The sequence below is a fragment of the Labilibaculum sp. genome, from assembly GCF_963664555.1.
Lineage (GTDB): Bacteria > Bacteroidota > Bacteroidia > Bacteroidales > Marinifilaceae > Labilibaculum.
Map to the genome: position 1 here is coordinate 1,576,456 of NZ_OY761461.1, position 13,095 is coordinate 1,589,550.

General features: G+C 36.1%; 7 protein-coding genes. 6 read left to right on the plus strand and 1 reads right to left on the minus strand.

What is annotated here, in order from left to right:
* The first annotated feature begins 36 nt into the window (after window positions 1–36).
* From rhaT to ACKU4N_RS06315, 5 genes are all read left to right on the plus strand, one after another.
* Complete coding sequence (gene rhaT / locus ACKU4N_RS06295) at window positions 37–1,107, plus strand: L-rhamnose/proton symporter RhaT (RefSeq protein ID WP_321321688.1); 1,071 nt, start codon at window positions 37–39, stop codon at window positions 1,105–1,107.
* A gap of 96 nt (window positions 1,108–1,203) precedes the next feature.
* The gene (locus ACKU4N_RS06300) at window positions 1,204–2,469 is read left to right on the plus strand and encodes an L-rhamnose isomerase (protein ID WP_321321690.1); all 1,266 of its coding nucleotides are present in this window, start codon (window positions 1,204–1,206) and stop codon (window positions 2,467–2,469) included.
* A gap of 76 nt (window positions 2,470–2,545) precedes the next feature.
* Window positions 2,546–3,907 (plus strand): FGGY-family carbohydrate kinase, encoded by a 1,362-nt coding sequence (locus tag ACKU4N_RS06305; RefSeq protein ID WP_321321692.1) that lies wholly within the window; start codon window positions 2,546–2,548, stop codon window positions 3,905–3,907.
* 27 nt (window positions 3,908–3,934) lie between these two features.
* The gene (locus ACKU4N_RS06310) at window positions 3,935–5,089 is read left to right on the plus strand and encodes an iron-containing alcohol dehydrogenase (protein WP_321321694.1); all 1,155 of its coding nucleotides are present in this window, start codon (window positions 3,935–3,937) and stop codon (window positions 5,087–5,089) included.
* Between the two features lie 57 nt (window positions 5,090–5,146).
* Window positions 5,147–6,448 (plus strand): class II aldolase/adducin family protein, encoded by a 1,302-nt coding sequence (locus ACKU4N_RS06315; RefSeq protein WP_321321697.1) that lies wholly within the window; start codon window positions 5,147–5,149, stop codon window positions 6,446–6,448.
* 79 nt (window positions 6,449–6,527) lie between these two features.
* On the opposite strand, the gene ACKU4N_RS06320 is transcribed toward ACKU4N_RS06315, so the two are convergent.
* The gene (locus ACKU4N_RS06320; RefSeq protein ID WP_321321699.1) at window positions 6,528–10,610 is read right to left on the minus strand and encodes a hybrid sensor histidine kinase/response regulator transcription factor; all 4,083 of its coding nucleotides are present in this window, start codon (window positions 10,608–10,610) and stop codon (window positions 6,528–6,530) included.
* Between the two features lie 317 nt (window positions 10,611–10,927).
* Between ACKU4N_RS06320 and ACKU4N_RS06325 the strand changes: the two genes are divergently transcribed.
* The gene (locus ACKU4N_RS06325; RefSeq protein ID WP_321321702.1) at window positions 10,928–13,072 is read left to right on the plus strand and encodes an alpha-glucuronidase family glycosyl hydrolase; all 2,145 of its coding nucleotides are present in this window, start codon (window positions 10,928–10,930) and stop codon (window positions 13,070–13,072) included.
* Window positions 13,073–13,095: the final 23 nt, after the last annotated feature.

Here is a 13,095-nt window from a genome sequence, read left to right on the forward strand (position 1 = left end):
CAAAAATACCAATTAAATCAAACTAAATCCGAAAATATGCACGCGTTATTAGGAATTATTTATCATTCATTAGGTGGAGTAGCATCAGGTAGTTTTTACATGCCTTTTAACAAAGTAAAAGGCTGGGCATGGGAGAGCTTTTGGATTGTTGGCGGTTTATTCTCATGGTTAATAGTACCACCAATAGCAGCATATTTAACGATCCCAGGCTTTTTTGATATTATTTTAGCCAGTTCATCCCAGATTTTTGCTCTTACATTTACATTAGGCCTTTGTTGGGGCATTGGCGGCCTTACTTATGGTTTAGGTGTTCGTTATTTAGGCATGTCATTAGGGAATTCGGTAGTTCTTGGGTTTTGTTCAGCTTTTGGCGCAATCGTTCCTTCCATATATTACAATATTAATCCAACAGCAGGGAAAGTTTCTTTTACCGATATGTTGGCCTCTTCAGGGGGACAATTAGTGTTAGTTGGAGTAGTAGTTTGTCTTATTGGTATTGCCTTGTGTGGTTATGCAGGAATGTTGAAAGAAGGTGAGTTAAGCGAGGAGGATCAAAAAAAGAGTGTTGCAGAGTTTAGTTTGGTGAAAGGTTTAGTGATTGCTATTTTATCTGGTATCCTTAGTTCATTCTTTAATTTTGGAATTGAAGCAGGCAAAACCATGGCCGAATCGGCAGCCTTATTACCCGATTATTTATTTGAAGGTTCAAGTCACTTGTTTCAAAACAATGTATCATTTGTAGTGATTCTTTGGGGTGGTTTAACAACCAATTTAATATGGACTACCATTTTAAGCTTAAAAAATAAGTCATATAAAGATTTTGGAAATAAATCGACACCTATCCGGAATAACATCTTGTTTTCTGCACTGGCCGGAACCACATGGTTTCTTCAGTTTTTCTTTTACGGAATGGGCGAGAGTAAACTTGGGAATGGTGCAAGTTCCTGGATTCTTCATATGTCCACCATCATTCTAACCGCGAATATGTGGGGAATCTACCGAAATGAATGGAAAGGAGTAGCCCCTAAAACCAAATGGACGATAACTATTGGTATAGCCGTTATTATTGTTTCCGTGGTGATTGTTGGTTTGGGGAATGCAATGTAAATGACATTTTTTTAAGTTTTAGAGAATATTAATTCAGATAATTCACCTGTTTCTGTTGAATTAGAAGAAGTATTTTATTTAGAATATATACGTGTTATGGCAAATAAAGAAATGATTAAAAAGGCCTATGAGTTGGCCAAGGAGCAGTATGCTGCTTTAGGTGTTGATACTGAAGCTGTATTGAATAAAATCAATGAAATTAAAATCAGTCTTCACTGCTGGCAAACTGATGATGTATCGGGTACTGAGAATCCTGACGGTCAACTTTCCGGAGGTATTCAGGCTACAGGTAATTATCCTGGAAAAGCACGTAATGTAACTGAAATTATGGCTGATCTGGAAAAGGTAATGTCATTGCTGCCAGGTAAGCAACGCGTAAACGTACATGCTTTATACGGTGACTTCTCTGGTGGAGCTGCTGATCGTGATGCTATTGAAGTAAAGCATTTCCAAGGATGGATAGATTGGTGTAAAAAGCAAGGTATTGGTATGGACTTTAATGGTTCATTCTTCTCTCACCCTAAGGCTGATAGTGGATTTACTTTATCTTCTAAAGATGAAGAAATACGTAAATTCTGGGTAGAACACCTTAAGCGTACACGTGAAATTGCAGCTGAAGTTGGTAAACAGCTGGAAAGCCCTTGTGTATTGAATACCTGGATTCCTGATGGCTCTAAAGATACCCCGGTCGATCGTAACGGAATGCGTTCACAGTTGACTAAATCTCTTGATGAAGGTTTCGCAGCAGAATTTCCAAAAGAATACATGAAGGATGCTGTTGAGAGTAAAGTATTTGGTATAGGTGCTGAGTCTATGACTGTAGGTTCACACGATTATTACCTGGGATATGCTATCAAGAACAACAAAATGATTTGTTTGGATAATGGTCACTTCCATCCAACAGAGGTTGTAGGCGATAAGATTTCTTCGTGCCTTCAGTTTGTAGACGAAGTATTACTTCACGTGACACGTCCTGTTCGCTGGGATTCTGATCACGTGGTAACACTAAACGAAGAAGTACAGTTGATTGCTTCTGAAATAGTACGTAACGACTTTATCGGTCGCGTAAATGTAGGTCTTGACTTTTTTGACGCCTCTATCAATCGTATTGGTGCTTATGTAGTAGGTACACGTGCAGCACAAAAAGCGTTTATAATTGCTATGTTGGAGCCTACTTCTACATTAGTGAAATATGAAGAAAACGGGCAGAATTTTGAACGTTTAGCACTTTTTGAGGAGTTGAAAACAAAGCCATTTGGTGCTGTTTGGGATTACTACTGTTTACAAGAAGGAGTACCTGTTAGCGAGGATTATATCGCAGAAATACAAGCTTACGAAAAAGAAGTTTTATCTAAAAGATAAGTAGAAGGAGCTGGATGATGAAACACATTTGTTTCATCATCTGGTTCGCTTTTTTATTGAATCAAAATTACAATAGATGGATACTAAAGTAATCGCAGTTTTTGATATTGGCAAAACCAATAAAAAAATACTTCTATTCGATCGGGTGTTTAATTTGGTTTATCAATACGAAGAGAAATTTTCGACGACAGTTGACGATGATGGTTTTGAATGCGATGATATTCAATTGATTCAAAATTGGATGGTGAATACTTTGAGTGTTCTTGTTGAGGAAGGAAAGTTCGATATTCAGGCCATTAATTTCTCAACCTATGGTGCATCTCTTGCCTTTTTAAACAAAGAAGGTAAATTAGTAACGCCAATTTACAACTACCTAAAGCAAGTAAATCCTGAAATTCAGGAATCCTTATTTCAAGAATACCGCGGAATGGATGAGTTTTGCCGTCAAACGGCCAGCCCGGCTTTGGGATTGCTTTTAAATTCTGGAATTCAGGTGCTTTGGTTAAAAAAAGAAAAACAAGATGTTTGGGAAAAGGTGGAGAATATACTTCATTTTCCGCAATATCTTTCTTTGGTTTTAACAGGGCAGATCACTTCCGAACCAACCTCTATTGGCTGTCACACTTTTCTATGGGATTTTGATAAAATGCAATATCACCCATGGCTAAAAAAGGAAGGCTTAAAATTGCCAAAACCTGTTAATAACGATCAGGTTTATCCTGCTTTGATTAAAGGGAAAGAAATTAAAACAGGAGTTGGTATTCACGATAGCTCCGCATCATTGGTTCCTTATCTTCACAATTCAAAAGAAGATTTTATTCTTGTTTCCACCGGAACGTGGTGCATTAGCATGAATCCATTTAACGATGAGCCTTTAACAAGCGAACAATTGAAGAACGATTGTTTGTGTTTTCTGACTCCTGAAAAGCAACAGGTGAAGTCATCCCGGTTATTTATGGGGCATTTTCATGAAGCATGCATTGCCAGGCTCAATCATCATTTTAATGCAAGTGATAAGTATTTTCAAAATATCGATTATTGCGAAGATGCAGTAAATTCCATCAATCTAAAATTCGGCAAAGCTTTATTGTTTTTCCCCGAAGGAATTGAAAAATTCAGTGAAGGACTCGAAAAAGTGGATTTATCTGTTTTCGCAGATTATGATGAGGCATACACTCGCTTGGTAATGGAATTAACCCGTTTGTGTGTTCGTTCTATAGAACTTGTTATTCCGAAAAGGGATACAACAAAAACGATTTACGTATCAGGAGGTTTTTCGCGAAATAGAATATTTGTAAGTCTTCTTACTGATTATTTTACGGACAAAAAAGTTCGCACTTCTGAAATTGATAATGCAAGTGCGCTTGGAGCGGCCCTGGTAATTGCCGGAAATTTAGAGGGTTTTACGACCAATAAAATTGAATTAGAGTCAAAATAAAACATAACAATCTCAAAATAAACAAAAATGAATACTTGCAGACGAATTTACCTGCCACCTTTAAGTTTGGTAGGTCCAAATGCTTTACTGGAATTAAAAGATGAACTGGCCGCCAGAGGTTTTACAAAAGCTTTATTTGTAACAGATGAGATTTTGGTGAAGATTGGTGTGGCAGAAAAAGTGGAAGATGTACTAAAAGGAGCTGGCCTGGATTATGTGACTTATAGTAGTGTAAAGCAAAATCCAAATACCGAAAACGTAAAGGAAGGTTTAGCTATTTTAACAGAAAATAAATGTGATTGTATCATAACCTTGGGCGGTGGTTCTCCTCAGGATTGTGGTAAAGCTGTTGGTATTTTAGCAACCAATGGTGGTTCTATTGAAGATTATGAAGGAATTCATGTTTCAAAAAAGAAATCTTTACCAATAATCGCAATCAATACAACTGCTGGTACTGCAAGTGAAATTACGATCAACTATGTGATCACCGACGAAAAGCGTAAAGTAAAAATGGTGATGGTTGATAAAAACTGTTTGGTGGATATTGCAGTTAACGATAGTATGTTAATGTTGAATAAACCTGCCTCTTTAACAGCCGCAACAGGAATGGATGCCTTAACTCACGCCATTGAAGCTTACGTAACTGCGGGTGCTTTTGAATGGTCGGATACGCTTGCACTAAAGTCGATAGAGCTAATCGGCAGTAGTTTAAGAGATGCAGTAAAAGATGGACAGAACATCGAAGCAAGAACTAAAATGGCTTGGGGACAGTTCATTGCCGGACAGGCATTTTCAAATTGTGGATTAGGCTATGTACACTCTATGGCTCACCAGCTGGGCGGAATGTACGATTTACCTCATGGTGTTTGTAATGCAATTCTTTTGCCATATGTAGAAGAATTTAATGCCGAGGTGTGTGGCGAAAAATTGGGTAAGGTAGCAGAAGCTTTGGGTGCTGATACAACAGGCATGTCGGTAGATGAAAAGAAGAAAGCTGCTATTGATGCTATTAAAAAATTGTCGAAAGATGTTGGTATTCCTGCAGGATTAAAAGAATTGAATGTTGATCCGAAGGACTTTAAAGCGATGGCGAAAAATGCAATGGCCGATGTTTGTACTGGAGGTAACCCAAGAGAAGTTTCCTTGGAAGAGACCATTAAGATTTACGAAGCAGCATACTAAAAAGAAATTATTTAAATCTTGTGTCTCGATACTTGTGTCTTGATACTAACTTATAGAATGATGAAAAATTTTAATCCGAATTTATTACATCCAAAAACTCAGTTAACACAAGTTATTGGTAAAATTTACAGAGATGGAATGACCACCACATCAGGAGGGAATATCTCTATCATGGATGAAAATGGCGACATGTGGGTAACCCCATCGGCTATTGATAAAGGCAAATTGACCGAAGATGATATTATTTGTGTGAAAAAAGACGGAACGATTGTTGGCAAGCACAAACCTTCGTCGGAATATCCTTTTCACAAAGCAATATATGATGCTCGTCCTGAAATAAAAGCAGTAATTCACGCGCATCCGCCGGCATTGGTTTCTTTCAGTATTGTTCGCGAAGTACCAAATACCAATATTATTCCTCAGGCTAAAAAAGTATGCGGAAAAATAGGTTATGCAGAATATGAGTTGCCAGGCAGTGAGGCTTTGGGAGCAGTAATTGCGAAACAATTTATTGGCAGCGATTACATGGCCGTAATCATGGAAAATCACGGTACTGTTTTGGGTGGTACAGATATGCTGGATGCTTATACTCGTTTTGAAACTTTGGAGTTTTGCTGTCAAACCATCATTAACGCCAAAGGAATTGGGAATCCAACTTACTTAACCGATGAGCAAATTAAAGCCTACGAAGCTCAAATGCCCGAAGTTAAAGACTGCAATACCAATGTGGTAAATACAACCATCGAAAAAGCGCTTCGATCGGAGATTGTTGAATTTGTTCACCGTGCTTGTCGTCAAAATTTAATGATCAGTTCTTTTGGAACAATCTCGATGCGTGCCGAAGGAAACGATTTTTTGATTACTCCAACAGGAACAGCCCGATGGGATCTTAAAACTGAGGATATTGTTCAGATTAAAGATGGTAAACCGGAGGAAGGCAAAACACCAAGCCGTTCAACCAAGTTGCATCAGATGATTTATGAGCAAAATCCAAATGTGAATACAATCATTATTACTCAGTCTCCCTATTTAATGGCTTACGGTACAACAGGCGTTAAATTTGATGTAAGAACAATTCCTGAAAGCTGGATTTTCTTACAGGATGTACCTTATTTACCAATTGAAACACAATTTCAAGGGAATACTACAATTCCCGAAATGATTTGCGATACAGTTCCTGCTGTTTTGGTTGCAAACAACTCATTTTTGGTCACCGGGGCTTCAATGATGCAGGCATTTGACAGACTTGAGGTGGCTGAGTTTAGTGCTAAATCTCTAGTGATCGGTGCTCCGTTAGGAAAAATGGTTCCTATTAATGATGAGCAGGTTGAAGATTTGAGAAAGAAATTTTTAAGTTAATTTGAATCAGTATTATAAAGCAAAAAAGATGAACCCAACGGTTCATCTTTTTTATTTTATTAAAATGAATTAAGATTTTTCAACTCTCGTGTTGCTTTGATGAATATTCTTTAGGTGACACACCATAATAAGCTTTAAAAGATTTTGAAAAATGTGATAAATTGGAATACCCAATCGCATAACCGATTTCTCCGATGTTAATTTTACTTGTTGTAAGCAGATAGGCTGCCTGTTTCATCCGAATGTTTTTGATAAAATCACGAGCCGATTGATTGGTTAGTTCTTTTAATTTTCGATGCATATGTACTCTGCTTATTCCAACACCATCGGCCAGCATCTCAACATTTAACTCACTGTTAGAGATGTTATCTTTAATAATGTCCATTACTTTTTGCATCAATATTTCGTCGTGCGATTTTATTTCAATATTCTCTATTTCATGTTCTGCCTTAGGCTGTAACTTGCTATATATTTTTTTCCGGTTTTCTAAAATATTAGAAATCATCTTAAGGATAAATTCACTTTTGAAAGGTTTTACCAAATACATGTCGGCACCCGTTTCAATGCCTTCTATTTCGTTTTCTTCCTTAGAAAGTGCAGTAAGCAAAATAACAGGAATATGGTTCGTTAAAATATTTGCTTTAACTCTTTTACACAAAGTGATTCCATCCATTTCCGGCATCATAATATCACTAAGGATAAGATCTGGTTTTTCATCCAATAAAATCTCATGAGCTTTTCTCCCATTTTCGCACGCCACTACTTTATAATAAGTAGATAATTCATTGTACAGATAGTTTCTGATGTCAACTTCATCATCAACAATCATTACCTTGTAATTGGTTTTGCGTTTTACGTTTTTATCAATGGGAATTTGGATGTTTTCTTTGGATACCTGCGGAGTATACTTATTTGCAGCCACAGGAAGAGCTGTTGTTTCTGTTATAAGATCTTTTGGGGAGAGATGCTCATTTCCGAGAGGAAGGGCAATGATGAATCGGCTTCCTGTTCTGTCGTTACGGTTTTCCGCCAAAAGTTTACCTTTGTGTAAACTGACTAAAGAGCGGGAAAGATGCAAGCCGATGCCTGTACCTGTTGAGTGTTTTGTATCCGGCGAATAAACTTGGTAAAAGCGATCAAAAATTCGCTCAATTTCACTTTCCTTAATTCCAACACCTGTATCGCTTACAGAAATTTTTACCTGTTCATGCTGATGATTTCCTTTTTCAATGATTTCTTTAGCGATACTTAATTCAATCTCACCTCCCGAAAGTGTAAATTTAAAGGCATTTGATAATAGGTTGAAAATAACCTTTTCAAAATTCAGAGGATCTATCCATACCTCAATATCCGGATCGCTGGTAGTTATACTGAAGGATATGTTCTTATCGTTGGCTAACAGTTCGAAAGATTGAGCTATCTCCTTAATAAAGCTGTAGATGTTTGTTTGTTGAAATTTTATAAGAATCTGTCCTTTGTCAATTCGTCTCACATCCATCATTTGACTAACCAAACGGTATATTCTATTGGTGTTTTGCTGCATTATAAAGAACAGCCTTGAGTTTTTCTCATCAAAATTTTGTTTGATTAATTTTTCTAGTGGATCTAATATTAGCGATAAGGGAGTTTTAATTTCGTGTGATATATTGATGAAAAACTGCATTTTCATTTCATTCACCTTTTCGGCGTGCAGGCGTTTCACTTTCTCCATGTATAGCAGAAATATTCCATAGAAAAACGTGCCGATCAATAGTGTCCATAAAATTTTTGCCCAAAGCATTTTATACCAGGGAGGATAGATGATAATGGTAAGTTTTCTTGGCGTTGAGAGGTTCTCTTTATCAACGGCGCGTACCGAAAAAGTATAGGTTCCATGATTTAAATTGGTGTAGGTAGCCCTTTTGTTGGTTGAGTTTGTTACGTTCCAGCTCAAATCAAAGCCTTCCATTATATATTCGTAAGAAACAGCTGTTTGATTCGCAAAATCGGTTGAAGTAAATCCAATCGAAAATACATTATCCTGTTCGCGCAGTCTAATCGTATCTTCAAGCACTATCGATTTATCTAATATTACGTGCTCACCCGATTTGTCACCAATTTTCACTGGTTTATCGAAACTTAAAAATTCAGTCAGAATAACATCTCTCACTTCCCTGCTGATAGTTGCATAGTCTTTGCTGATTTGAGTTATTCCATTTATGCCACCGAAAAACAGCTCCTGTTTGTCTGACTTAAAAGCTGCGTTTCTCGAAAATTCATTTGCCTGAATTCCGTCATGAGAATAATAATTGGTAAAAGTTTCATCTTCAGGGTTGAACCGCGATAAACCGTTGTGTGTGCCAATCCATAATTGGTTGTATTCATCTTTAATTAATGAGCATATCACGTTGTTGCACAAACCATCGCTGACATCATAAAATACCGATGTTGAATTGCTGGTGTTTATTTTCGCCAAGCCTTCGTAGGTGCCTATCCATATGTTATTTTTGCTGTCAGCAAGAATGCAGTCTACAGTATTATTTTTTAGAAGTCCATTTTCTTTCGAATACTGAGTTAATGATTTCCTTTTTAAGTTTACATGAAAGAGTCCTACATAGGTTCCAATCCATAAATTTTGGTCTTTATCGATATAAACACAAAGTATCCATTTTGGGATTTTTTCATTTAATGAGTCTGGAATATCGAGTCCATCGTAGTATAGTTCTTTTTGAGTATCGAATCTGCATATTCCATCGCCTAAGGTTCCTATAATCAATTGGTCATGATTGTTTTTTGTAATTGATGTGATTTTATTGTAGGCTTTGCCCGAGGCGTTATTCTTTTTAGATGTAAAGGTTTTAAAGGTTCGATTTTTCTTATCATATCTGATAAGGCCATTTATGTATCTGCCCAGCCATAGATAGTCATTTGAATCATTGTATAAGGTTAAAATATTTTCTCCAACGAAATTTCCGCTTTCATTTTTTAACGGGATGTGTTTTACTTTTTTAGTTAATCGATCCAAATAGTACAGGCCATCTCCATCGGTTGCAATCCAAAGTTCTTTTTCATTTCCATCGATTGCTGTTATACAGTTTGATCCGATACTATTCTGATCAAAGGCTTTGTATCCGTAGGTCTTAAATGTTTCTTGTGATACAGGCAGTAAATAAATGCCTTTTTGAAAAATACCAAGCCAAATATTACCCTCATTATCTTCGATAATAGAATGAATTTTACTCTTTAAAAAGTCGAAAGAGGCATTTACGGTGGTGTAGTTTTCCAATTGATTTGATTCTTTGTTTAACAGCTTTAGGCCAAAACCATCCGTGCCAACCCATAAACGATTTTTTGAATCAAAAAGAATCTCTTTTACCGGCAAATTATTTTCATTTTGATTTGCAGAGTTTATTTGATTAACAATTTCGGTTTGTTTATTTATTTGAGCTAATCCGCCGTTTAAAAATCCGATATAAATAATGTTCTGATCTCCTTCGCAGATGCATGATATTTCTTTGTTTGAGAAGAATGTTTGATTGTGTTTGGATAAAGTAAAATTCTTAATTTTTTTAGTTGCGGGATCAAACGAATTTAAACTTTGATTGGAAGCGATCCATAATATTCCTTCTTTGTCTTCAAAAATATCTACCAGATCATGCTTGCCTAATTGTTCGTTTAGTTTTTCGCAATAATCTGGTTTTTGGGTGTTTTTATCTATTCGAATTAATCCATGCCCCGTTGTTGTTAACCAAACATCACCATTTGAGGATGTTATAATGGAAGATATAAACAGATGATCTTTTTGATGCGACAGAGCCAATTCTATTTCTTGAAAAGATTCAGTTTCATGTTTGTATATTTGCAATCCATTAATTTGTGCAACCCATAAATTTCCCTTGTGATCTTCGGTTACTGCAGTTACAAAATTATTTTTTAATGTGTTGCTGAGATTAATGTTATTGGTATGAGACTTGAATTTTATTCCGTCAAATTGATTTAATCCATCTTCAGTAGCTACCCATAAGAAACCCAAATGATCCTGATAAACCTGATTTATAAGACTATTTGACAATCCTTCATTATAGTCAAATAATTTTTTTTTTTGTGAAAAAATAAAGTTTGAAAGCAGGATAAGAAGAAGGGTAAAGTATATTTTAAAACGCATAATATTATCAGTTTTCATTAAGAGTGTCTAAAAATATTAAAAAATACTAAAGTGCGTGAAATTTTTCATCTGTAATTTACTGATAATGCAGCAATGTAACCAATAGGAAAGTTAATGTAACAAATGTGTAATAGGCAGTAACTAATAGGAAATAGTTTGTAACCAGTGTGTTTTAGTCGCAAAGATGCAATACATACCTTTATACTATGGAAATTATCACCTGAAATAAAGAATGGTATTATTATGCCTTAATTAAAGCTTGAGTTGAAAAAGTGAAAATTAATAAATAAAAGAGTACCAGAATTTAATTCTTAATAAACCAAAAAACAGTCAGTATGCTTACTAAATATTTCTTAATCATCTTTTTGTGTTTTATGACTTTGGGAAATTGGGCTTCAAGTCAAAATAAATTGGATGGTTCTGCATTATGGTTTACACATTCAGAAACAAACAATGAAGGACAATTTGCTTGCCCTTCATTTATATATATGCCGCAAATATCTCCAACCTTCGCTATCATTAATAAAGAACTCAAAAATGGTTTTGATAAATTGTATAATAAGGAGGTGAAGCAGATAAGCGAATTGAATTCAAATGTTTTATGTGTTGGCACATCCAATCAAAAAGATTTATCAGTTTACTTTAAGAATGAAGAATTAATTGCATTAGGAAATGATGGTTATATCATAAGAACAGTTGCCGGTAATAATACCATAATTATTGCAAATACAGATTTAGGAGCATTATATGGCACGTATCATTATTTAAGATTCCTGCAAACGAATAACATAGCAAAAAGTAATTTTGACATAGTTGAAATACCTTCCTACCAACGGAGAATTCTTAATCATTGGGATAATCTGGATGGAACTGTTGAAAGAGGTTATGCAGGTCATTCTCTTTGGCAATGGGAAGAGCTTCCGGAAAAGATCAGTCCGCGATATGCGGAATATGCTAAGGCAAATGCATCAATAGGTATTAATGGAACTGTATTGAATAACGTTAATGCGAAACCTGATATTTTGAAACCGGAATATCTGGAAAAAGTAAAAGTGTTAGCAAATACTTTTCGCCCATACGGAATAAAAGTTTACTTGTCTATTAATTTTTCCTCTCCAAGTGCATTAGGCGGATTAGAGAATTCTGATCCTTTAAAAGAAGAAGTACAGAATTGGTGGAAGGAGAAGGCCAATGAGATCTATTCATTAATTCCTGATTTTGGCGGTTTTTTAGTGAAAGCAAACTCTGAAGGACTGCCTGGTCCTCAGGATTTTGGAAGAACACATGCTGATGGTGCCAATATGCTTGCCGACGCTTTAAAACCACATGGAGGGATTGTAATGTGGAGAGCCTTTGTTTACAATTCCAACGGAAACGATCGCGCTAAACAAGCTTATGATGAATTTAAACCTCTGGATGGGAAATTTCGCAAAAATGTAATACTTCAAGTGAAAAACGGCCCTGTTGACTTTCAGCCCCGAGAGCCACTCAGTCCTTTGTTTGGTACAATGCAGCACACTACCCTGATGCCGGAATTGCAGATTACACAAGAATATTTGGGTTTTTCGGACCACTTGGTTTATTTGGGAACATTGTTTAAGGAGTTTTTAAACTCAGACACTTACGCAAAAGGAAGAAACTCTACAATATCAAGGCTTACTGACGGATCTATTTACAACGATTCGATAAAAGCCATTGCAGGTGTTGCGAATATTGGTTTAGACAGTAATTGGTGCGGACATCATTTTGCTCAGGCCAATTGGTATGCTTTTGGTCGTTTGGCCTGGAATCATCAATTATCTGCCAGGAAAATTGCAATGGAGTGGTTAATGCAAACCTTTTCACACGATCCGGATTTTCTGAATCAAATGTCATGTGTAATGATGGAATCCAGAGAAGTGGCAGTAAATTATATGACACCATTAGGATTACATCATTTAATGGGATGGAACCATCATCACGGTCCAGAGCCTTGGTGTGAGATTTCCGGTGCAAGACCAGATTGGCTGCCTACTTATTACCATAAGGCAGATAGTATCGGTATTGGATTTAACCGATCATCAAGTGGAAGTAATGCTGTAAGTCAGTATGCGGAACCATTGCTATCAGTTTATAATGATCCAGCACTTTGTCCGGAAGAACTTTTGTTATGGTTTCACCATTTACCATGGGATTATGAATTAAATAATGGGAGAGATTTATGGACTGAATTGTGTTTCAGATACAATGCAGGTGTTGAACAGGTAGAGTATTTTCAATATGTCTGGAATTCCCTTCAATCAAAAGTGGATAAAAATAGATTTAATGATGTACAAAATAAATTGGCAATACAATTGAAAGAAGCTATATGGTGGAGGGATGCGTGTCTACTTTATTTTCAAACTTTTTCCCACAAAGCAATTCCTTCGAAACTGGATCAGCCTAAAAATAAATTGGAAGATCTTAAGAAGCTTAAATTTTCAATGACTCACCATAATTAATGATTACTAACTACTAAATTGTT